We start from the raw sequence: 25,004 nt of genomic DNA, 5'->3' as shown, positions 1-25,004 counted from the left end.
ACTAAATTTCGGCAAAGCTAGCATTATTTAGACTTGTTAAAAATAATAACTCAAAAAAGATATCTATTTGGTGTTTAATCATTCATCATTTTAAAATAAATAAGGCATAAGATTTAATTTATTTGATATTTGCGTTAAACCGTTTGGAGTAAAAAAATGTTGGAAACAAAGATGAAGTACGCGCTGATAACCGGAGCCAGTAAAGGTATAGGAAGATCTATGGCCATTGCGCTGGCCAGGAGAAAAATCAACCTGTTGCTTATTGCCCGTTCGGTTAATGAATTGATTTCTTTACAAACGGAGATCAAAAACCAATATAACGTTGAAGTAGATATCTTGTCAATTGATCTTAGCCAGGCTCAAGCCCCAAAAACAGTATTCGACTGGATAACAGGAAGGAATTACGCCATTAATATCCTGATTAATAATGCAGGTTATGGATTGTGGGGGAAATTTGAAGAACTGGATTTAAGTGCCCAGTTAGAAATGTGTCAATTAAATATGATTACGGTAACTTCATTGTGCCATTTATTGCTTCCAATCCTTTCAACAGAAAAAAAGGCTTATATACTTAACGTTTGCAGTACTGCAGCCTACCAGGCGGTTCCAACCCTGGCCATTTATTCGGCAACTAAGGCTTTTGTTTTATCTTTTACCAGGGCTTTGAGGTTCGAGCTTAAAGATGGTCCGGTTTCTGTAAGTTGCTTGAGTCCAGGCCCTGTTGATACTGGTTTTGCCCATCGAGCAGGTTTAGATGCCTTTAACAAAATGGCCGAAAAGTTTAATATGAGGCCTGATGAGGTGGCTGAAATCGCATTGAAAGGGATGTTTGCCAAAAAATCTGAAATTATTCCGGGTTTTACTAATATCATCAGTGTATATGCCAACAGGATCCTACCAAAGGGATTTATCGAAAAAATGGCCGCAGGGATTTATAAGACTTAAAGGTCGGAGGTCCGAAGTCTGGGGCGTAACGGCATATAAGCTCATGGTTGTGCAGTCGGATGTTACCAGATCGTATAGTTTGTTTTTACGAATTATCATGATTGGTTTATGCGTGTCGGATGGTGACATTCAACACCACGGATAAATAGGCATAGCTTGTAAATTGATTTGAAAATGAGCAGTTCTGCATGCTTGGCAGCTTCAGTCCCGCATTCCATTCCAAGTCCGCACTCATTCTTCGTTTACGGGCTTTTCATTACATTCGGGTTTAGGAACAAAGGTGGGTACACGATACAACCCTAAAAATGAAATACTGTTTAGGCCATCTAGCCCCGGGTGCAGCGTTACCCTGCAGCAAGGAGGTACGACGAAGCAAAGCGTAAAGCGAAACACGGGAACAAAGAAACCTATGATTACTGCAATTGCGCTCCAATAATAAAAAATATTTCAATTTGATAACGGATCTGAGTGTCGGATGGTAACATCCAACACCACGATAAATACAACAAAATGGCTCCAGTAGTCTTTATTTACACACCTCTACCCTAGCGCAACTCCTTTCAAAAAAAAAATATTTAAAAAAATTCAAATAAAATTCTTTGGAATATTAAAAATATGTTACGTTTGCATTAAATACTACTAATTCCATAGACTATGTCGAATAAAACAAATTTGTTTTATTTTCCTCCAGTACCGAACCACTCGCCAATGCGAATGTGCTGTTGCTGCGCATAACGCTATCTCCAATTTATCCTTTTCCTAAATCGTTTAAATTTTTACACATGGCCACATCGTATCCAACCTTTACCTTATCTGAACAATTAACACCAGAACAGCTTGATTTTTTTAATACACATGGGTTTATCCATTTCAAGAATTTCATCAAACCCGAAACGGTTTCTTCCATTATCGATGCTTCTAAACAAGTAGAACAAAAATGGATACAGCAAGATATTAAAAAAATAAATGGCGTGCCGATTAAATACGGAAAAGATCTTGATGGCTCAGCAATTGTACAACGGTTTGCTTTTATTAACCAACAGCATCAAACATTAAGCGGACTGTTATTAGACCCACGCTTTAATGCCCTACTGCAATTGGCTGGCGATGGTGCACGCCTGGGCACTGAAGAGAAAGACGGCATGGTGTTTAACCATTACATTAACGGACCAGAAAGCAAATTCAGTAAAATGGGCTGGCATACAGATGGTTTAAGGGACATTTTTTATGGTGCTAAACTAAACCCGATGCTGAATGTAGGCATCCACCTGAGTACCTTAAAACCGGAAAATGGCGGATTAAAAATTATCCCTGGCACCCATAAACAAAGTATTTACCAGATGCTTTTTCGAAAAAAATATTTCCTGGATAATAAACCAGATGCCGAAGAAGTATCGATATTGCCTGAAGCAGGAGATTTAACCATCCATGATGGAAGACTGTGGCACAGGGTAGCAGAATCGGCCATACGTGGCGAGGAAAGCAGAAGACGTGTAATCTACATTCCAATTATTGCTGGTAAATACGCGCCAAAAAATGAGAATAGTCCAACAGTATTTTATCAGCGCTTCGCCGGAATTGTAAAATAAATTTATGTTATTTGCCCTATTGTTTACTTACCTGGTCAGATCGGGGAAGCTAAAGCGAATAACTGATTATTCTAAAGGTATTCAAAGAAGATCAGTTTAAAATTTTACCGGCCAGAAACAGCCATTCTCTTTGGCGTAATTTTGGCTGGCACTTAAATTGGAGGCTACTATTAAACTAAAAGAAGACCATTTAGATGGCAAAAGGGTATTTGCAGACCGCGAAAGGACAAATATTTTAAGAAAAAGCGAACAAGGGCTGATCCTTTTTTTGCTTCCAAGGGTACCTAAGTGGATTACGCCCAATATGATGACAGGGATTGGCATGTTTGGATCGCTGATTGTGTTTTTAAGCTTTATTTTGGCTGGTTTTTATGCAAAAAGCTATTTGCTGATCGGAATTTTAGGTTTTATGATCAACTGGCTTGGCGATTCGCTCGATGGCCGATTGGCATATTTCCGCAAAATACCGCGCAAGTGGTATGGCTTTGCGCTCGATATTGTGATGGATTGGCTCAGCATTATCCTGATCGGTTTGGGCTATTATTATTACGCTGATGGTGGCACACAGATTTTCGCATTTCTTTTTGTGGTATTGTACGGTTGGTCTATGATTATTTCTCAACTGCGTTATAAAATTACCGGTTTTTATCAGATCGATTCTGGCTATTTAGGCCCGACGGAATTACGCGTAATTATTTCGCTTATCTTAATTGCCGAAACCTTATTTACTGGTGCCATTACTTATTTCGCAATTGCGATGGTATCGCTGTTATTGGTGATCAATATTATCGATACGTTTAAACTTTTGAAAGCGGGCGACGCTAAAGATGAGGAGGAGAAGATATAATGACCTGGGCATCTGTTAAACTTTTCCTCAAAGCACAGGTATCTGCCTTTTCTGGTGGTGTTACCGATTATGGGCTAATGATACTGCTAACCGAATGGCTGCATATCCATTTTACCATTTCGATCTTGATTTCTGGCACCATGGGCGGGATTGTTAACTTTTGCATTAACCGTTTCTGGGCATTTAAAAGCAACGATGGTTATTGCAGTTCTACAAGCGGACAGCTAATCCGTTTTTTTACTGTGGTTTTAGGGAGTATTTCATTAAAATCAGCTGGCACCTACTTGTTGCATCGAAGTTTAAATCTGGATTATAAACTTGGCAGGCTTTTAATTGATAGTATTGTTTCTTATGGCTTTAACTATCCGCTGATGAAGTATTGGGTATTTAGAACCAATCAAATAAGCGATTATGAAATAGACGAAGAAGATTATTTTGAAAAACTTGGCGAAGAACAAAGAGCTTAATGGCATGTTTCTACCCTTTTCGCAACAGATGTGTTTAACCCATCAAACGTTTGCGCTTTATTTGTTATGAAATAATATTTTGAGCAATTAGTTCGAAATTATTTTTCCCGCTCTATGCCGCGGAGGCATTGTAGTTTTTCGCAGGTCATGTATTTTTATTTGTGCTCAAGAATGCTGGCGCATTTTGGAGCGCCAAAGTACCCAAAACGCTTTGTCAATCCGGCAAGGTGGCTTCTCACCACCCACGCTTATCAAAAAAACAGCAGCACTTTGTTTAATCAGTTTTTGTCTGTGTTTTCTTTGGGCTGATTGAGCCCTTCAGGGTTTGTGTTCAATACCCTTAAAAGCTTTAATTCAACTCGAATGAACACAAAACCACTGCGTTAAGGCTTGGTAGTACTATTTGTTCTTTTCTGCACCTGTTTTTTTGATTTCCAGCCACTTGGGATTGACGGCGTTCTTCGGTATAAGAAGTGGTTTATTAAAGGAAGCTAGCAAAACGCCTAAAACTATTCTTAAAAGATGTGTCCACATGATAGATTTGCGCTGGAAAGATGACCACTTATTACATCATACCATTGGCGCTTACCAAAGGTAAAAAGGATGTCCAGCCCAAACGATGAAGCATAAAAACTGAACACCTTGTCTCTACCTTATTAATTTAATATTGTTTTTGCGTCATTTATTCTACTTTCATTAATTTTCTTGATAATCTCTTCAAATTTCGATTCTTTGGCGACGTACTTATTCAATAAATCGATCTGATTTAAGCCCCTCACCAAGTTGTGCTCGGGATAATTTGTTTTATAGTAAATATCGCCGTTTAAGAAATCGGCTATAAATCTTACCGCTTGCATGTAAATCATAAATTTACCCGAATAAATAAAGAACTGTTTTTCGGTAAAGGCCAAAACCTGGTCCATTTCTTCCATATAACCTTTATGTATTGCAGCAAAAACGTCTTCTCTAATCGCTATTTTACTGAAATCCTTTTCCTCTTCATTGGCTTCTGAGAGATAAGTACGCATCATATCTCCCACATCGCTGATAAAGTATCCGGGCATTACGGTATCTAAATCGATTACACATAAACCCACGCCAGTTTCGGCCTGTAACAGTACATTGCTAATTTTGGTATCGTGGTGTACAACGCGTAAATTAAGTGCACCGCTATCTACCATATGTACATACTGCTCTTCTATATCGTAATGTCTGATAATCTCTTCAATAGCGAACTTTGCCTCACCAATCCTTTCATCGCTGGCTTGTTCCAAAGCTTTTTTAAACTGCTCTACACGTAAAGGCAGGTTATGAAAATCTTCTATAGTGGGCTTTAATTTTTGTACGTTGAAGGCACAAAGCATCCTGGTAAATTTACCAAACTGCTTAGCAGCGTGATAAGCCTGCTCAGGCTGATGTACAAAATCAACAGCGCAGGAATTTTCTACAAATGGAAAAATCCTGTAAAAATGATCGTCAATAACCACAAAATCATCTCCATTTGTGGCCGTAATTGGGGCAACAAATAAATATTTAGGGGCTGTTTGATCAAGATATTTTTTTATTGTCTCAATATTCTGAGCAATATTTTGAGGCTGGCGAAAAACCTCCGTATTCACCTCTTGCAAGATATAGGCTAATTTTTCACTGTAAACTTTCCAGGTATGGTTAATTAAGCCCGAGCCGAAAGGTTCAATTTTAAATTTTTCTGCGTTAAGTCCATAAGCACCTAATACTGCTTGAAACATAAGATGGTAATATATATTTGAATAAAAATTGTTCCAGGCAAACCATTTGATCAACCTGAATAAAGTTGCTTATTAAATTATGCGGGTAAGCCATATGGCATTACCCGCAAACGAGACTAAAAGCCGCTATCGTCTAAAGCGAAAGTATTTTTTCGATCTTTCCATTTTCCTTTTGTAAAATCAGGGAATTTTTGTGGCATATTTCCTTCTTTTAACGATTTGGTAGAAAGTGGCATAATTACACTCATTGTAACTGAATCATAAACGTCAATAGGCGTTTGTTTTTTCTGTTTCACCGCCTGGATAAATCCATTAAAAACAAACCAATCCATACCACCGTGACCAGCGCCTACGGCTTCTGCTTCATATTTTTTCCAAAGTGGGTGATCGTATTTAGCAAACCATTCATCAGCTTTATCCCAGGCATGATCTTTCGATTTATGTTCGATGTGCACTGATTTGTTTACATCCATCCAAAGACCTTTTGTTCCCTGTACCCTGAAACCGATAGAATATGGCCTGGGCAAGTGGGTATCGTGACTTAACAATACCGTTTCGCCATTTGCACAGTTGATCATTGTGGTGGTAACATCGCCATTTTTATAGTTAATTTTAGCGTTAGGGTGGCCAGGAGAAACTTCTTCTACGTAAGCGGCCAAACCTCTTGCTTTAGAACTGAACGATACCAGGCTGGTAAAGCTATTCCCTCTGTTAATGTTAGCATATTGCATTAAAGGGCCAACACCATGGGTTGGATATAAATCGCCATCCTGATCGATGTTGAACTGCGTACGCCATTGTGCCTCGCTCAATGCTTTTGGCCCAAACTCTACCCCACCGCCATAATAATCTTTACCGTTGTTAAAAAGTACGTTCCTTAAATTATGTTGGTAACCACCTTCAAGGTGCACCAATTCGCCAAAAAGGCCTTGTCTAACCATGTTTAAAGCCGCCATTACATCTCTACGGTAACAAACGTTTTCTAAAGTCATGTAAGGCATGCCTGTTTTCTCTGAAGTGTTTACAATATCCCAGTGGTCTTGCACACTTAAACCTGCAATTACCTCGCAGCCTACATATTTACCAGCTTTCATGGCATCAACTGCCTGGTCGCGGTGAAACTGCCATGGCGTTGCAATAATTACGGCATCAATATCTTTACGGTCTAAAAGTTTTTTATAGGCATCTAAGCCACCAGTGTACTCTGTTGCGGCAGGTCTACCTTTTTTGGCAATAAAATTACGACAGATTTTAAGTGAACTTTCCTGGGTATCGCAAATTGCAACAATTTCTACATCGTCTCTTAAGGCACCTTCAGAAATATGGCTCATACCACGTGCACCCACACCGATATAACCTACTCTTACTTTTCCACTGTCTGATGATGCAAATAAACTTCCGGTTGGCAGGATGGTTAAACCAGCAGCCGTAAATGCACCATTTTTGATAAAATCTCTACGTTCCATTTGTGTTATTTAATATTTATTGTTTAGTTTTTTAATTGATCCGGTTAATACTGAACAAACGTTTTACTAGCTATTCTTTCGCACTTTTACACATCAAAACCCGCTTACTTACAGCGCATTAATGGGCTAAATATTTTTAAAAAGTTTTTGCCCCAGATAAACTGATCGGCTGTTTTTCTTGCATATTCCAAATAAGTAAGCACAAACCGTGTTTAAGCCCTTTGCTTTGGCCAATTGCGAACGATGTTTCCCATCGCCTTTTGGCATATGGGCAAAATCCATTTCGCCACAGCGTATTATATGTGGCTTGCCATTAAGCTTAAAAAATTTGGCACCTATTGCATAGGTGTTTTCTTTTTGGGCCCAGCTATTAATAGATAAGCTTATTAACAGCCCTGAAACAAGTGGTTTTGTAAGCAAATGGATAGGCATTTGTGCTGGTTCTTTACGGTTTTGTTGCTTTGTATTCTTTAAAAGTAGAACAAGCAAATGAGCATTACAACATAAATATCAGCGCAAACGATTGACTAATTTTTGCAATACCAATTATTTAGGCCCAAAGCAAATGATCTATTTACTTCGCTTATTTTAAGCTATGCTGCAATGCCTTTGCAACAATTGCCCATTGCCAAGGCAAATGGTAATTAAAGCTTTTCGCCTCCCCCCTTTACCGCTGTTTTAAAGGCTTTACATTTTAAAGGCCATACTGTAGAAATAATAAAAAAATATGAGGAAGTATTTCCACACAGGCAGCGCAAAATGGGGAAACAGCTCAAACCAAACTGGTTCCGTTTACGCTATAAAAAGTATACTTATTTTTTTTCAACAAAGCATATTGCTTAAAAACAAGTGTCAAAACTACTCAAAATGGCCTTTTCCATATAAAAATGGTGGAGCAACAAGCGCTTCCCCGTCAAACATTAACTCAACGTTAAAATTTGGTTAAACTTTTGCCTAACAAGTTGTGAACGGGTACCATCAGCAATAAAAACAAGATGAGCATTCGTGATAAGTTATTGTTTTTCTAATAGCCCTCATATGGAAAGAAAACTCATCACCGAAATCAATATAGAAGACAAAGCCATACCACACTTTGATTCATTCGATCTGGAGCAACAATTTAACGGGCATCATTATTTCGAACTTCGGTTTAAGCAGAATCATTTTGGCCTGCCCAGTTTGATCAACCTTGATGATAGCCGCGATTTTGTTGGTAAAACACTTACAGCCTCATTCGGATATCAGGTTAATGGACTACAAGAATTTGCTGGTTTGGTTACCAAGATAGAACTCGCACAGAACCATGGCTACCATGGCATTTTAATTGTAAGTGGCTATAGTCCTACCATTTTAATAGACCGTGGTCCAGATTTGGGTTCTTACTTAGATAAAGATCTAAACGAAATTGTAGCCCTAGCCACAAAAGATACCTCTGCAAACGATCTTAAAATTATATGCAATGCCAGCAGGAAAAAAACTGTCGATTATCTTATTCAATACAAAGAAAGTGATTTTGAATTCCTGAACCGCTTATCAGGCGAATATCATGAATGGTTTTTCTACGATGGCAAACAGCTCAACTTTGGCAAACCAGATGAGCAGAAAGAAGTTGTGCTTTTTTATGGCCGAGATGTACAGAATCTTCAGTACGCCATGGAAATTTCACCGATCAAGCATAAACGCTTTGCATATAACCCTAAAGAGGATGAAATGCTACACAGCGAAAGTACAGGCATAACAAACGACATACTCGATCTTGCTCATGCTATACAGGCTTCGAACCGCACTTATAGTAAAACATTTAACCAGCCTTCGCTCATCCGCGTAGAAAACAGTAACGACATTAAAAGCCATGTAGAGAATGAAGAAAAAGCCACCATATCAGAACTTCTAAAAATCAGTGCTACAGGAGATAATGCCGAATTAAGTATTGGCAATATTGCTGAAATTACTATGAGTGTTAGGCAGGGAAATGCTTTTATAACCGAAAGCATAGGTAAATTCCTCATTACCAACATTCATCACCATATAGATGTTGCAGGAAAATACCAAAATACCTTTACAGGCTTGACAGCCGCCACCGAACGCATTTTGGTAGAGAATTATAAAAAGCCAAATCCAGATATACTGTTAGCAGATGTAATGGACAACAATGACCCCGAAGGGCAAGGCCGGATCAAAGTAAAGTTTAAATGGGAATGCCTAACGAATGATATCACCGAATGGCTGAGGGTAATTGCCCCAGATGCGGGAAGTAGTGAGCAAGTAAATACAAACAGGGGTTTTGTTTTTATACCTGAGGTTGGAGATCAGGTTGCCGTAACTTTTGAAGAAGGAAATATCGCCAGACCAATTGTATTAGGAAGTGTTTTCCATGGCATTAACGGCGCCGGTGGTTACGAGAATAATCATTTAAAAGCTATTGCAACCAGAAGTGGTCATTTACTAGAATTTAATGATGCCGCTGGTGCTGAAACAATTACCATTACAGATAAAAACCGAAATATTATACGCTTTGATACGAGTACATCGAGTATTGAGATTTCTGCTCCCGAGAATATCAGTATCCGGGCTAAAAACATAGATATCAATGCAGAACAAAATATATCGATATCTGCTGGAGAACATATCTATAATAACGCAGGTGGAAATATAAGCAGCAATGCTGGTGAAAATCATTCATTAATGGCCGAAAATATTACAATGATAGCTAATGATAGTATTAATAAAACTGCTATACATATCGAAAAAACAGCAGAACAGATTAATTTGAATAGTACCCAAGAGAATATTGAATTTCATAGTGCCAAAGAGATTGTAAATAAGAGTGGTAGCAAGGTTAAATTATTTTAAGATGGGAACAATTAAATACATCAGCAAAACCATTACCGAAAATATAAGAAGTGCTAAATGGTTTTCTACCCAAGGAGCTATAAATTTCAATGCGACAAAAGAAGTAATTCTGCAAAGTAGATACAAGATAAAGTATGATCGATATGTGCCTTCAAAACAAACAGGGTAAACCGATCTTGCTGTATTAATTAAGAACAATGTATACCCATGAATAAAATTGATTATAAATCTTTGGAAAAGCCTTTAAATATGCTTTTCAAGGTAGAAATCGCTGAAAAAACAGCATTCAAAGATGAGTATACCTTTAAACTTTTTGATATAGACATTTTACCAGATAAAACATCGTTTTGGTCTGGCCATCAGAATATCGAAATTCTACGCAAACAAAGTTTGATCGATGCGTTACCTGATAACGATGTTGATTTATTCGTACAGCAGATTTCTACAGCATTACATCAATTGACCTTAAAAATAGGTTTTAACGGAATGCCAGTAAGTGTTGAAAAACAAAATGAGCTATGGCAAAAATGGTTGGTCATTAGAGAAAATTTGACTAATACTTACACTGGAGATTGGATCGATTCGACCTTAATAGCGGTTGACAAAAAAATGTTACCTAGTGAAACATTAACCGAATATATCAAGCAAGACTTATTTCTTAATGAATATTTCAGAGGAGTTTATGATGCAAATTTTGTAGAAAACAATTTTAGTCGAAAAAGAGAAGTGTACGGTTTATGTCCGTTCCCGATCTGGTTTAATGAAAAGTGGACACTTCAAACATCAGAGAATCAAAAACTGATTAAATTTTCTGGGAACTGGACCAAGAATGTTGATCAACCAAGATTTGATAGCTGGTTAAAAACGAAGACAGATAATGATATGACAGAAGTAAGTGTCGAAGGGTTTTATCAGATAGATCCAATTACTGGTTGGTGCAACGCCTTACAAAGCACTTATTCATTAATAGCAAATAGTAGCTATTTAAAAACACTAAAGATTATTTTAACAACCAATTAAATTAGCCAAAATGGATTGGAGTACTGATGCTGAACCAACAAATAACGAAGAAAACCTAACGGATGATAAGATTACAGATAACCTAACTGTATCCATAGCATCAGACAGGCAAGTAATAGATGAACCTAAACAAAATGTAAAAGTTATGGAACTATTGATATGTCATGGGGCTAAATGCACCTGCGATCAAGCGGTAGATCCCGCTCCGAAAAAGTTGAACGTACTTAGCCATAACAAATATGTGATTAACGATAGTGGTGAAAGTAAATTTATTGCAACCACCTTAGAAAACAAAGTGTTTAACCTAAACTTTGGGCAATGCAAAGTACCGGCCCCAAGTAGGCCTGTACCCTGTACTGCCAAATTGCAATGGAAAGATTATTATGAAAAAGTAGAATTGCCAAACGGTGCTTATGTATTGACAAACAAAAGCACAGCTATTTGTACTGCGAAAGGTGGAAATGTAAAAATAGTTCAACATGGCCAGCAAGCAAATATTACTGCACAAGAATTAGAAAATGCCAAAGCTGGCAGTTGGGCCGCTGATGGTCCACTGCTTACCGAAGAACTGATTCATACCGAACAAGCGGCAAAAAATGAAGATGAAGATGGAGCAACAGTAAAATCGATAATACCTTTATCTTACGGCGATCAACAACCGCTCGACACGCCTATTACTTTTAAAGCCGATTTTGCTGGCAAAGCAACCGATGCAGATAAGCAAGGCGTAAACTGGATAGTCTATGATACAAATGGTATTCCCTTGCAATTGCGAAACGATGCAGGCGAAACCCTCACCATTACCTTTAAAAAAGTCGGCACCTATTTAATTGAAGCTTATGGCAAAACCAATGGTGATAAAAGAATAACCAGGCCTTATACCATTAAAAAAAACGAGATTGAAACCGTGACCACAGTCGACGGAAGCACAAAAGTAAGAATAAATGTACCTGTCACCTTTAGGCTCCAAAGCCTTTTTCAATCCGCGGCCCTACCAGGCGACATCAGTACTATTACCTGGGAGGTAACCAAAACAGGAGGAATTGGCATCCCTACGCTATTAACCCAGACAGGGAACATCACTCAGGTATTCTGTAGCGAAGAATGCAGCTATGTGGTGTCAGCATGTTTTAATGGTATTCCAAAACAATCAAAACAGATACAAGCTTTAAGAAATGGGATTACTTCAGTTACCGCTTCCAGCGATAGCACAAGAATAAAAGAAGAGATAACTTTTAGCGTAAAAGACCATTTTAAAATATTGCCCACGTTACCGCAGGAAATTGCTTCTGTAAAATGGATATGCAAAGATATTGATGGTAAACCAGTTGAAGCTTTTAAATCAAAAATAGGTAAAACCATAACCCATCAATTTGACGAACCTGGTGAGTATACCGTACAGGCATATATGGTACAACCAAGCGCAAAAGTAGCGGTTAAAATAACAGTTGCCCAGCCTGAAATTATATTGGCACAATGGGAATATCCCGAAGGTGGTAGAAAAACAAAAACGGGCTGGGGTGAACCAAACCATGCCTACATTAAATTTAAAGCGGCAGAAGGTTTAATTGTAGATTTAGAATATGGTTATTTAGATCACAGCGGCAAATCGAGAGCCATCCTTTTGATTACAGGCTTCAGAGTCTCTCAAAATCAAATATTAGATTTAGAGAAATACAATTTCATCCCCAATGCAGATAAGTATAAAAAACTGCTAAAAGAAGGAACGGAATTTTACTTCAAAGTATACTCGACTGATAAAAACTATGAAATCTTAAATGGAAATATTCCTCAACCGCTGCAAAAACTAAAACTAGTTAGCAAAGAAGAAATTGTAAGCATCGAATTTTTAACCAACAACAAACCAGTTATTCAAGCACTATACGGCAGCAAAATGAAATGCCGCATCCGCACGCGTAACCTAAGCGCAAAAAATGTATCTGTTAAAATTTACCGAAAAGAAAGCCGCCTTGGGCTAGACAATTTAAGGAAAGATACACTTGTACATCATAAACAATACCCTTTAAATGATAATGGCATGATTGAGTTTGATTTTATATTGGCCAAAAGCTGGGAGAAAAGTTATAGTGAAAAACTGCATCGTTTTTATGCCATAATAGAAGAAATGGAATTTTTAGGCACAAGCAATACTTTAGTAGCCTTTAAGAATGATGTACCAGCAAATGGAGGAAAATCATTGGTGGGCGTGGGGAATCAGGAAGGCAATAGTCATAGTGATTGCCCCAGATGTAATAAAGACATTACTGCTGCAGAACTAAAACAAATATTTAAAGATGCTGATGGTGCTATGCTCAAAACAGTTGCCAGCACCTACAACAAATATATGGCAGATCTTGGCATGAATACCTGCTGGGTTAAAGCACATTTTTTTGCCCAAATCAGGGTAGAATCAGGAACTAAACTGCATGTAAAAAGCGGAGAAAACATGAATTACAGTGCAGATACGCTGATCAACGGTAACTTAAATAAAAAAACAGGCAATCGGGATAGTCCACCATTTTCATATTTCGCCAAACATAAAGAAGATGCCTATAAATATGGAAGAACCAAAGATCATGAAGCAAATCCGCAAATGATTGCGAATCTGGCTTATGCGGATAAAAATAGAAATGTAAACAATAGAATTGGTAATACACAGGGAGGAGACGGCTGGAATTTTAGGGGGAAGGGCTTGATACAACTAACAGGAAGAGAAAATTATTGTAAAGCAAACACTTATACTTTAAAATATGAGCAGGTGGATATCCTTAAAAATTCAGATATTGTAGCTAAGGACATTAAAATTGCGGTATTAACTTCAATGGCGTTTTATAAATGGAATGGGTTGATTGCAAAATCAAATGGCGCACTTAGAAATAAATTAATATCTGAAAAAGTAGGCAACAATGTTGGAGATAGCCATGCTGAAAAACAAAAAGCATTTAACTACTTCACTTCAAAAATATTTAAAACAAGCAAATGTGACTGGAAGGAAATTGAGATTAAAATAATTGGAAACAGAGCACCTTGGATGGAAACTGCACTAGCAGAAGCTAAAGCAATGAAAGGTTGTGATGAAGGAGAAGAACCAATGTACACTAAAGCTAAATCATACTTAGTTTATTGTAATAATAACGCTAAACCAACAGACGGATTTAAGGGACCTTGGTGTGCCGCCTACATGAACTGGTGTATTAGTAAGACAAAAAACGCTAAGAATAAAAATGAGCCATATAGTCATCTTAATTCGGCAGGATCCCTTGCTCCTGTTAATCATGAGGAATACAAAAATATACCGGAAGCTATTTACGGATGTTTAGTTGTCTACGAAGCTACCAATGGTTCAGGAAAAGGACATACCGGGTTTTTGTATGGCAAAACCAGAGAAGGTTGGTTTATTCTTCTAGGCGGAAACCAGGGAGACTCTATTCGCTTCAGCGGTTATGGAAAATCATTCACTTACGAAGGGATTACTAAAACATTTAAAGGCTTTTATATTCCTAGTGATTATGAAGTTAAAGATGCTGACAAATTAAAAGATAGTGATATCTATGAAAGTTCTGCAGCAGTAAACAAAAAATATGGTATTAAACCAGCACCAAAAAAAGAAAATAAATCGAATTAAATCAATAAATACAAAAAATGAAAAGAAATAGGATATTGTTTTTTTGCATTATGTTACTAGCATTAAGCAGCTGTAAAAACAAAACGAAGCAAAATAGTTCAATAGCAAATCAAGAAATACAAAAACCAATGATACCTATAAAAATAATAGAAGAAATAAAACAGCATTTGGAAGATCAAAAAAGGGTGGACGGTGAAGAAGGGTCCTTTGACAATCCATATCATTTAACTGCAAGAGATCTGAAACTTGCTTCTATAATAATCTTAGAAGGATTAAAAAATCATGGATTTAAAACTATTAGTGATGAGTTATTTAATAATAGAATTAAGGAAGTATTTGCGATTGATGATTTTAAAAATCCTCATTATAAAATCCATGTTGCAGACAATCATATTACACTTTTTGGTCAACAAAAAGAGGATTATAAATTCTTAGTAAGAAATGAATTTGGGGGGTTTGCTGATACTGAAAACTACTTCTTATTGAGAAAGGAACATCTGTTTTTCGAATTTCAAACGTTGGATTACTTAATCAAAATCAATAAAGATAATACTTATAAGGTTACAATTGAACCTTATCTTATCCATAGAAATAAATATTTATTTAATAATGACAAGGTAAGTTTAGCCTGGCTTTTTAATAATGACAAACATTTTTTAAGTATGCTCTTAGAAAGATATGGATATGATAAAGAGCCAAAAATAAATAAAATGATGTTGGACTCCATATACAATCGAAATCCTCAACGTGGAGAGTTAATTGCAAATTTGATTTTTATAAAGGATAGTTTTAACAAATTACAGATCAGAAAAGACTTATTAAAATATATAGAAGAGCATACGAGTGCCGCAGATAATCATTTTATTTATGCTTTGGGTAGTTTTATGAGTTTACTATATTCTGATGATTTAGATAAAATCTTCTTAAAAGAACCCTCCAAAAAATTCACTTCTATAGAAAAAGCAGAAATAGTAGCCAACATTGCCAATATCGAAAACCCAGCTATAGAAAAATATAAATCTCCAGAATCATCACTAGTATGGAATAATGCTGGTTCTTCATTATATAATCTTTCGGTTTCGCACCCCGAGGTGATTAAAATAATAGAAGCGCACAATTATTTTGGCTTACCTAAAATGAAAGAGATTATGGCAAAACTACAGGAAGAAGCACCACCTACAGGTGCCGACCCGGAATAGGTAAATTATTAACGAGAATATCCATATGCATGTTTATGAGTTTATTCTTTTTTATGCTTCTTACACCTAATTGTGTCGAGCATAGACGAATATACCTCCATAAAGCATCTAACTACAAACAGAAGCTTACATACAAAAACCTGCCCCAATAATAGCTAAAATGACTGTTTTTAAGCTCAAATATCAACAAACTCCGAGTTGAGGAATATTTATTTGTATAAGTCCGAAATTATCTGCAGCCAAAATATTTAATTCAATACACATTTTGGCTGCAGATAATTTATTAACAAGGCGGGTTATTTGGCCAAGCACCACAGCCCCATTCATCAATAAACCCGGTAGCAACGGAAATCCTTTTTATTGCATAAGAGCCATCCCTCCTATTCTTGCTGCTGGTTGCGTAAAATCTGCAATAAAAAGATTGGAGTGAATAACGGGGCTGCAGCACCCACGGAGGTATGCATGTTCGTTTTCAAATGAAAATCCACGAACTAATTGTAGACTAGCCCAAACCTGCCGATGAAAATCGGAACATGTAATAGAAGGTATTTTTAATAGTCGAAACAAAAAACGTTTATCCTTCGACAAGCTATCAATGATAGGTTCCAAAGAATGGTCGTCATTGCGAGGAACGAGGATAACCAAACGAATTGAGCTCATGAATGCCTTTAAAAACAACTACAAAAATGAATAATCTTAATGCGCTCGCAGGTAGCGATCGTTGTAAGATTGCTTCGTCGGCTGAAAAAGCCTTCTCGCCATGACGATTCTTCGCATCCAATCGCCACAAAGAATGCATTTGTCATCTATTTTGATGTTTATACAATAAATACCCTTCAGGATAACAATGTTTTTTGTTCCTTCTAATTGCAACCCCCAACCCCAAAATTAGGAGTGAGTTGGAGGCTACAAATAAGGTCTTCGACAAGCTTAGGCTAACATTTTTTAAAAAACCAACTAAAAGCCAAAACCCTCTGATACAACTTCCTGTACCTTACTTTTCCTGAACTCTTTCATCGATTGTGGTTCTTTGGCCTCAAGCGTGGCAAAATCTACCACACCTGTTCTTTTTGCCCAATCGAAATAGGCTACCGATAGCCTGCTCACCACATCGTGGTTTTGCCTGGCTACGTTGGTGGTTTCGCCGCGGTCGGTTTCTAAATTGTATAGCTCCCAATTGTAGCCTGGCCAGGTAGATACCAGTTTCCATTTGCCAGCACGCACTGCGCGGTTGCCTGCACGTTCCCAAAATAGCGGTTCATCGCGTTTCAGTTCGTTGTCGCTACCAAACAATACCGGCAACAAGCTTTTACCGGCCAATGCATTCGGCGTAATGCCCTGATAGCTTTTTGGATAGGCAGCCCCGGCCAGATCGTAAAAAGTTGGGGCAATGTCGATAATATGCCCAGTGCCTTTTTTAACGGTACCGGGTTTAATTTTAGCTGGATACCAGGCAATAAACGGCGAGCTGATGCCGCCTTCGTACATATAATCTTTAAAGGCTTTTAATGGCGAATTTGAAGCGTACGACCAGTTTTTACTTTGCGATTCGTACGAACCGATGGTACCTACAGGGCCCGAATTGCGCACGGCACCTTTGTACCATTTTACCAGATCTTCTGCAGGGGCACCGTTATCAGAAATAAACAGGATGATGGTATTTTTATCGGCTCCGGTTGCTTTTAACTTATTTAAAACCTGGCCAATGCCCTGATCTAAACGATCGACCATGGCTGCAAAAATCTCCATCTTTTTGGCCCACTGGCTGCGCTGATCGAACGATAGTTTGTTCCAGTTGTAGATATCGGCATCTTTTTCGGAGATGGTAGAATTGCCATCAATAATACCCAGTTCTTTTTGTTTTTTAATTCTTTCGGCCCGGAGTACATCCCAGCCTTTATCGTAGCGGCCTTTGTATTTGGCAATATCTTCTGGCAGTGCATGCAGGGGCCAGTGCGGCGCGGTATAGGCTAAATACAGGAAAAAGGGTTTGTCTTTAGCACTCTGATCTAAAAAGTTTACGGCATTCTGGGTAATTACATCGGTTTGGTAAAATTTACCCGCTTCTAACGGGTAAGGTTTTCCATCGATGGTATATGCACGCTTTTTACCTCCTTCGTAATCGCCCTGATCGAAATAACTTCCATTTTCTGACATCATTACGTGATCGAAACCACGTTGCCAGGGAAAACTCACATCTTTACCTGCAACATGCCATTTGCCCGACATTAAAGTATTGTAACCCTGGGTTTTTAAAACCTCGGCCAGGGTAAGCGATTCTTTATTAAGGTAACCCTGATAGGCCGGAAGCCCCAGATCGTTGGCGAAATACCCCACCCCTGCTGTATGCTGGTACTGCCCGGTTAATAAGGAGGCACGGGTTGGCGCACAAATGGAATTATTATAAAATTCTTTTAGCCGAAGGCCCTCGTTGGCGAGGCGATCTAAATTAGGTGTTTTAATTTCTGAGCCGTAGGCGCCAAGATCTGAATAACCCAGATCATCAGCCAGGATAAGGATAATATTAGGCTTTGCCGGCCTGGCATTTTGCGCAAAACCCTGGAAGGCAAATAATGCACCTACGCATGTTAATATAACTTTGTTCATCTTTTTCTTTATTTAATACTAAAAATTCTGATTGTCCCTATTATTTCCTTGTGCCGGCCGGGCGGGTGCGGTTTTAAGCAATTCGTAATCTACTACCCCATTTTCTGCAGCCCACTTTACATAAGCGGCTTTTAACTGCGCCACTATTTCGGGGTGTTGAGCGGCCACATCGGCATTTTCGGCCCTATCTTTTTCGATATCGAAAAGCTCATATTTTTCGGTTAAACCTGCCGGAGAAACGAGTTTCCATTTGCCCCAGCGTACGGCTTTGTTACCACCACGTTCCCAAAACAAAGGTACAGCGCGCTGAACGGTATCTGTTGAGCCGCTAAGCAATGGCAACAAACTTTTACCAGCGAGGGCATTACTGGTTATGCCGTTTAACTGTTTTGGATAATTAATACCCGCCAATTCGTAAAAAGTTGGGGCAAGGTCGATCAGGTGACCTGTGCCTTTGGCAATTGTTCCCGCTTTAATTTTATTCGGAAACCAGGCGATAAAGGGTGCACTAATGCCACCCTCGTACGGAGCGCCTTTATAATTACGGAGCGGTGAGTTACCTGTTTGCGACCAATTGCTGTTCTGTGTTTCGTAAGATCCGGCTGTACCAACAGGCCCTGTGGTGCGTTGCGTATAAGGTCTGGTGCCATTGCCGCCCTGAGCACCATTATCTGAAATAAAAATGATGAGGGTATTTTCGTCCTGTTTAAGTTCCTTTAATTTAGCAAGCAAACGGCCAACACCCTGATCTACATGATCGATCATGGCGGCGTAAACTTCCTGGCGGCTTTGCCAATATTCCTGTTCATCATAAGTTAACTTGTTCCAGGGTTTTACCTGGTCATCGTGCACGCCAATTTTCTGATCACTACCGATAAGGCCTTTTTTAATGGCATTGCGGTAACGCTGTACACGTAGCGAATCCCAGCCCAATTTATATTTGCCCTTATATTTGGCAATATCGGCAGGAAGTGCCTGAAGTGGCCAATGCGGTGCATTATAGGCCAGGTATAAAAAGAAAGGCTTTTTAGCTTTTTGCTGATCGTCTAAGAAACCCAATGCATTATTGGTAATTTCTTCGGTTAAATATTTACCTGGTTCCAGAAAATATGGTTCGTTATCTTTAACCAAGGGTACAGTTTCAGTTCCTTTTCCTCCGATTTCGTAATAATTGCTGGCGCCACCAATAAAGCCAAAGAAATGATCGAAACCGCGTTGGTTTGGCCATTGGTTCCGATCGTCGCCCACATGCCATTTACCTGCCATGAGTGTGGTATAACCACCTGATTTAAGCACCTCGGCCAGGGTGAGCGATTCGCGGTTCAGAAAACCCTGATAGGCCGCCAGCCCAAGGTTATTGTTAAAAAAGCCAACACCCGCCTTATGCTGGTACTGCCCGGTAAGTAGCGATGCCCTGGTTGGTGCACAGATCGAATTGTTGTAAAATTCTTTCAGCCTTAAACCACCTGCAGCCAGTTTATCTAAATTGGGTGTTTCTATTTCAGTTGCGCCGTAAGGACCGGTATCTGAAAAGCCAAGATCATCTACCAATACCAGCACGATATTGGGCTTTTGCTTTTTCTGCGCCGAAGCAACCTGCACAGCCAATAAGCCAAAAGCCAACAGGCATGCTTTTGCTATGGGCAAAGTGGAATGTTTTTGTTTAAAATTCATGCGATTAAATTTATTATCCGAGTAAGATGATTAATAGTTTACCCAATCTGGGTTCTGTTTTAATTTAGGGTTAAGGTTAAGCTCGCGTTGCGGAATAGGGAAATGAATGTGGCGCTTAGCCGCTAAAGTTTTTCCGGCTGCTTTGAGTGTAGCCACATAATAATCTGCTCCTCTTCTGGCCAAGTCGAACCAGCGCTGGTATTCGAAAACCAATTCCTTTCTGCGCTCCTGAAAAACAGCATCCCTAAACTGATCTACAGTTAATGCCGGAGAAATATCGGCCAGTTTGGCTATGCCCGCACGCTGGCGTACTTCATCTATTGTGGCATAGGCCGCTGCATTTGGCCCATTATTTACTTCGTTTAAGGCTTCAGCATAAATCAAAAGCACTTCTGCATAACGGATAATGGGTAAATTTTTAGAAGACTGCGATTGATTCCCTACCACGGCCGGATCGTAATATTTATTAAACTGTGGCGAAAAGGTGTATAACTGACCATTTGTAGGGCTCACCATCTGCGTAACAAAGGTGATGGCCTTTCGGGTATCGTTATCGGCAAAACTGTTATACAAACCGCCAGCGGTATGCAGGGCATCAGCATAATCGCCATTAATGCCGGGTACATCTGCCGGGGCCGAACGGCTGGCCAAACTATTGCCCTGAAAGCCAGCGTTACCTACAAACTGTGCCGAGAAGATATGTTCTTTACCATTTTTGGTGGCTACATTAAACACATCGGCAAAGTTTGCAAACAGCGAATAGTATTTGCTATCGATTACCTCTTTACTTTTTTGTACTGCATTTGCCCATTCTTTATGGGTAAGGTATACTTTTGCCAACAGACTTTTGGCTGCGCCTGAAGTTGCCCTTCCTAAATCTTTGCTGCTATATTCTGCAGGTGCAGGTAGCGATTCTGCATCTTTTAAATCCTGAATGATCTGTGCATATACCGCAGCCTCGGGCGCGTTGGGTACATATAGATCGTCGGGCGCTAAAGAAGTATTTTCGTGCAGTACAATGGGTACATCGCCAAACCAGCGTACCAGATTAAAGTAATGTAAAGCCCTTAAAAACTTCGATTCGTTGATTAAACGTTTTCTAATGGCCGACCCAATCTTGCCCTCATCAATCAAAGCAATTTTATCGATGGCAATATTCGAAGCGTTAATGGCATCGTAACTTTGTTTCCACAGCTGCTCCATCCTATCGTTAGATGAGTCGTGGGTTAAGCCAGATATGGCCCTAACGTGTGCATTTCTGGCCCTTGGGCCTGCTTCATAATCGTCGGTAGCCATTTCTACCCCAATCTGCATCAAACTGTTGTAAAGCGATTGGCCACTTTCGTAAAGTTTACGGTAATTGGCTGTAACAGCAGAAACCGCCTGACCTTCGTTTTGGTAAAACTGTGCAGTAACAAGCACAGCATCGGGATCTTCTTCTAGCTTGGAGCAGGCCGAGAGTGCTACGGCTAAAATGGATGCATATATTAAGTTTATCTTTTTCATTGCGATATAGATTAAAATGTTAACCTTAAACCAGCCCTAACCGATCTGGCGATGGGATAAATCCCGGCATCAGTTCCTGGCGATACATTACTTCCAGAGGTAATTTCGGGATCGAAGCCTGAATAATTTGTCCAGGTAAGCAAATTCTGCCCGGCTACATAGAAATATACATTTGATAACTTTGCCTTAGCAGCGATCTTTTTTGGCAAAGTGTAACCCAGTGATACATCTTTTAACCTTAAGAAAGAACCGCTTTCGATAAAACGATCGGAAAATACAGGTGCAGGATCTAATTTGGCCCTTGGAATGGTCTGACTGGGATTACTTGGTGTCCACCGGTTTAAAGCGGTAGCCGAGGCATTTTGCTGCCCGGTAAACAGCTCCAGGGTTTGCATATTCGAGTTCAAAATACTGTTGCCATACGAGCCTTGTATAAATATTAACAGATCGAAACCTTTGTACTCGAAATTGTTGGTTATGCCAAAAATAAAATCGGGTTGTGCATTGCCGATAATGGCTTTATCTGCAGCTGTGGTAAATAAACCATCTCCATTAATATCCTTGTACAATCTATCGCCAGGTTTTGGCACGGCACTCCCCGTATATTTACCTTTAGTCGCTTCTTCCCCGGTTTGTAAAATTCCATCGGTTACATTGCCATAAAAGCTGCCTAAGGGTTCGCCAACTTTTACAATGTAGTTTCCGCTGATATACGATTGCGCGCCGTTACCAATGCTCAACACTTCATTCCGGTTAACAGAAAAGTTTAAATTGGTATTCCAGATAAATGCGCCGGTGAGGTTGCGGGTATTCAGGCCAATTTCGAATCCTTTATTTAATACCGATCCATAATTCTGTAGCGATGTACCATAACCTGTTGTCCAGGGGATCTCTACATTTAACAATAAATCTTTGGTCTTCTTGTAATAACCATCTAACGTTAATTGGATGCGGTTGTTAAAAAAGCCAACATCTAAGCCAGCATCGTATTGATGGGTAGTTTCCCAGCCCAGTTTATCGTTCGCAATGCGGTTAGGTGCAAAACCCGTGGCGGTAGTGCCTCCAAAAACATAGTTGAGACTGTACAGGGTTGCCAAAGACTGGTATTGACCAATCTCCAGGTTTCCTGTTGTACCGAAACTGGCACGTACCTTTAACTCATTGATTGTTTTTTGTACGGACTCGAAAAATTTCTCGTTACTGATTTTCCATGAAGCCGCTGCCGAAGGGAAGTACCCCCATTTGTTTCCTTTCCCAAAACGGGAAGAACCATCGGCACGGATACTCGAGGTTAGGAAATAACGGTTATCGAAACTGTAATTTACCCTGGCCAGGTAAGAGTGTAACACCCATCTGGTGGCATCAGAATAAGGCGCTACCAAAGTTGCACCGCTTTGCAGGCTGTTAAAGGTTAAATCGTCGGTTACAAACTTCTGGGCATTTGCCCTGGTGGTTTCACTGGAAAACTCCTGTTGTGTAAAACCGATTACAGCATCCAAAGCATGTTTACCAAAAGCTTTATTGTACGAAAGGGTATTCTCATTTAACCAGGAATAAGAATTATAAGTTCCCTTTCCGGCAGAACCACCAATGGTACTTCCTTCATAAATGGTTGATGGAATATAATTCTTTTCATTCACACTGTTTACATCAGCACCAAGCAATACTTTTAAATTCAGTCCTTCAATAATAGTGTATTCTCCAAAGGCCGTTCCCAAAAATTTATTGGTGGTTGATTTATTGATCTGCTCTTTTAATGAGGCAATTGGGTTGGCAAATATATTTTCGAAAGGATTACGAAGCGTATAAGCACCAGAAGCATCGTAAATAGAAGCGGTAGCTGGCATAATCAACAGGCCATTAATGATCCCCGAGGGAGATACATTGGCATCGGCCTTGCTTCCGGTAATACTTGCACTTACTTTAAATTTTTCGAAAGGCTGGGCATCTACATTGGCCCTGATACTGATCCTCGAATAATCGGTGTTCTTTAAAATACCATCCTGATCAAAGTAGTTCCCCGAAATGAGGTAACGTGTTTTTGGGTTACCACCACTTATGGTGAGTTGATGGTTCTGCGTTGGTGCACGTTCGAATGCTTCAGCCTGCCAGTCTGTTCCTGCTCCTAACTGGCCAATCTGTGCCTGACTCAAATACTGGAAACGGCCTTTGGCTGGATCGGTATCGTACAAAGCATCGTTCCGGAGCAAAGCAAAATCGTGTGCATTTAGGAGGTCTAACTTCTTTCTTAACGATTGCGTGCCATAACTTCCTTCATAGGTAACCGCACTACGATCTGCTTTTCCTTTTTTAGTGGTGATGATCACGACGCCATTGGCTCCCCTCGATCCATAAATCGCCGTTGCAGAAGCATCTTTTAGAATATCAACCGTTTCAATATCGGAAGGGTTGATACTGGCTAATGGATTAAGTGGCGTACCACTCAAGGTACCTGCCGAAGCCGAACTGTTGTACAAAGGAAATCCATCAAGCACATATAAAGGCTCATTTCCACCTTGTACAGAACTTCCGCCCCTTACACGGATACTTACACCACCACCCGGCTGACCAGATGTTTGGGTAACCTGCACACCTGCAGCAGCACCTTTTAACAATTGATCTATTGAACTTAAGGGTTGTTTCAATGCCGATTTAGAAATGGAAGAAACAGAACCTGTAATGTCGCTTCGCTTCTGCGTGCCATAACCCACTACCACCACATTATCGAGTTGGTTGGCAGCTTCTTCTAGTTTAATTTCAATCGGACTTCCGCTTGCTATGATTTCGATGGTTTTATAACCAATGTAACTTACGGTTAAGGTGTAAGGAAACTTCTGTCCGGTTACGAACCTAAATTTACCCTCATTATCGGTTGCAGCAGAGTGGGTAGTTCCGTTAATGCGGACCACTACACCTGGGATGGGCTCTTTAGTTTTCGAATCGGTAACCAAACCGCTGAGGGTAGAGTTAATGAGCGGTACGGTTTGTGCTTTAACCGCAATTGAAAAAATAAATTGAGCAATAATCAACATTCCTAAATGGCCCAAGGCGCGTAAGGAACGGACTGATAATCTGGGCCGAACAGGCTTTTCCTGTCCGAAAACTGGTAACGAGACTTGCGAAGCCGACCCATAGGGCCACCTGACTTCTTCAAATTTTTGCATACTTTTGTTTAGGGTTAAGTGGTAAATTGATTCAGGTGCCAACGCCAATTGAAGACCTGTTTCGATGATTTAATCCAGGGGAGATACATTTGTGTTTCCCCGTTTTTATATAGTTTATAAAATTCTTATATGCTATCCTCCTATTGTTTAATGGTTTGTTTTTCCTTTATCAATACCATGCCTGCTCATTTCTTTCCAAATGAATTTTGTACTGCGTATCTGTTAAGTAATATCGGATCTGGCTTGAAAAACCAGATAAAGCAATGATTACAAGAGATGTCCTGTAAAATAAGG

At 39.4% G+C, this 25,004-nt stretch carries 15 protein-coding genes; 9 read left to right on the top strand and 6 right to left on the bottom strand.

What is annotated here, in order from left to right:
- The first annotated feature begins 171 nt into the window (after positions 1-171).
- From LQ201_RS05475 to LQ201_RS05460, 4 genes are all read left to right on the top strand, one after another.
- A complete protein-coding gene (locus LQ201_RS05475) occupies positions 172-945 on the top strand; it encodes an SDR family oxidoreductase (RefSeq protein WP_230139906.1) in 774 nt (257 codons plus the stop codon).
- A gap of 782 nt (positions 946-1,727) precedes the next feature.
- On the top strand, positions 1,728-2,534 hold the full coding sequence (locus LQ201_RS05470; protein ID WP_230139904.1) for a phytanoyl-CoA dioxygenase family protein: 807 nt from the start codon (positions 1,728-1,730) through the stop codon (positions 2,532-2,534).
- Positions 2,535-2,691: 157 nt separating this feature from the next.
- Positions 2,692-3,381 (top strand): CDP-alcohol phosphatidyltransferase family protein, encoded by a 690-nt coding sequence (locus LQ201_RS05465; protein WP_230139902.1) that lies wholly within the window; start codon positions 2,692-2,694, stop codon positions 3,379-3,381.
- The gene (locus tag LQ201_RS05460) at positions 3,381-3,848 is read left to right on the top strand and encodes a GtrA family protein (protein ID WP_230139901.1); all 468 of its coding nucleotides are present in this window, start codon (positions 3,381-3,383) and stop codon (positions 3,846-3,848) included. The genes LQ201_RS05465 and LQ201_RS05460 overlap by 1 nt, the downstream gene beginning before the upstream one ends.
- A 656-nt stretch (positions 3,849-4,504) precedes the next feature.
- Here the strand turns inward: LQ201_RS05460 and LQ201_RS05455 are convergent.
- Complete coding sequence (locus LQ201_RS05455) at positions 4,505-5,596, bottom strand: phosphotransferase enzyme family protein (RefSeq protein WP_230139899.1); 1,092 nt, start codon at positions 5,594-5,596, stop codon at positions 4,505-4,507.
- Between the two features lie 116 nt (positions 5,597-5,712).
- Positions 5,713-7,062 carry a Gfo/Idh/MocA family protein gene (locus LQ201_RS05450; protein ID WP_230139897.1) on the bottom strand — a complete coding sequence of 450 codons (1,350 nt, stop codon included), beginning with the start codon at positions 7,060-7,062 and terminating at the stop codon, positions 5,713-5,715.
- A 1,038-nt stretch (positions 7,063-8,100) separates the two neighbouring features.
- Between LQ201_RS05450 and LQ201_RS05445 the strand changes: the two genes are divergently transcribed.
- The 5 genes from LQ201_RS05445 to LQ201_RS05425 are packed head-to-tail and all read left to right on the top strand — an operon-like array spanning position 8,101 to position 15,759.
- Entirely contained in the window at positions 8,101-9,915 is a 1,815-nt protein-coding gene (locus LQ201_RS05445) for a type VI secretion system Vgr family protein (protein WP_230139893.1), read from the top strand.
- 1 nt (position 9,916) lies between these two features.
- Positions 9,917-10,084: a hypothetical protein gene (locus tag LQ201_RS05440; protein WP_230139892.1), complete on the top strand. Its 168-nt coding sequence runs from the start codon at positions 9,917-9,919 to the stop codon at positions 10,082-10,084.
- A 38-nt stretch (positions 10,085-10,122) separates the two neighbouring features.
- Positions 10,123-10,935: a hypothetical protein gene (locus tag LQ201_RS05435; protein WP_230139890.1), complete on the top strand. Its 813-nt coding sequence runs from the start codon at positions 10,123-10,125 to the stop codon at positions 10,933-10,935.
- Positions 10,936-10,945: 10 nt separating this feature from the next.
- Complete coding sequence (locus LQ201_RS05430) at positions 10,946-14,560, top strand: PAAR-like protein (protein WP_230139888.1); 3,615 nt, start codon at positions 10,946-10,948, stop codon at positions 14,558-14,560.
- Positions 14,561-14,577: 17 nt separating this feature from the next.
- On the top strand, positions 14,578-15,759 hold the full coding sequence (locus LQ201_RS05425; RefSeq protein WP_230139886.1) for a hypothetical protein: 1,182 nt from the start codon (positions 14,578-14,580) through the stop codon (positions 15,757-15,759).
- A 957-nt stretch (positions 15,760-16,716) separates the two neighbouring features.
- Here LQ201_RS05425 and LQ201_RS05420 read toward each other — a convergent pair.
- The 4 genes from LQ201_RS05420 to LQ201_RS05405 are packed head-to-tail and all read right to left on the bottom strand — an operon-like array spanning position 16,717 to position 24,710.
- Positions 16,717-18,366 (bottom strand): arylsulfatase, encoded by a 1,650-nt coding sequence (locus tag LQ201_RS05420; RefSeq protein ID WP_230139884.1) that lies wholly within the window; start codon positions 18,364-18,366, stop codon positions 16,717-16,719.
- Positions 18,367-18,384: 18 nt separating this feature from the next.
- Positions 18,385-20,040, bottom strand: a complete 1,656-nt coding sequence (locus tag LQ201_RS05415; RefSeq protein WP_230139882.1) for an arylsulfatase — start codon at positions 20,038-20,040, stop codon at positions 18,385-18,387.
- Between the two features lie 30 nt (positions 20,041-20,070).
- The gene (locus LQ201_RS05410) at positions 20,071-21,546 is read right to left on the bottom strand and encodes a RagB/SusD family nutrient uptake outer membrane protein (protein ID WP_230139880.1); all 1,476 of its coding nucleotides are present in this window, start codon (positions 21,544-21,546) and stop codon (positions 20,071-20,073) included.
- 11 nt (positions 21,547-21,557) lie between these two features.
- Entirely contained in the window at positions 21,558-24,710 is a 3,153-nt protein-coding gene (locus tag LQ201_RS05405) for a TonB-dependent receptor (RefSeq protein ID WP_230139878.1), read from the bottom strand.
- Between the last annotated feature and the right edge of the window lie 294 nt (positions 24,711-25,004).

It is taken from the genome of Pedobacter sp. Bi126 (assembly GCF_918698245.1).
Lineage (GTDB): Bacteria > Bacteroidota > Bacteroidia > Sphingobacteriales > Sphingobacteriaceae > Pedobacter.
The sequence above is the reverse complement of the archived record's forward strand: the minus strand, read 5'-3'. Positions and strand labels throughout refer to the sequence as shown.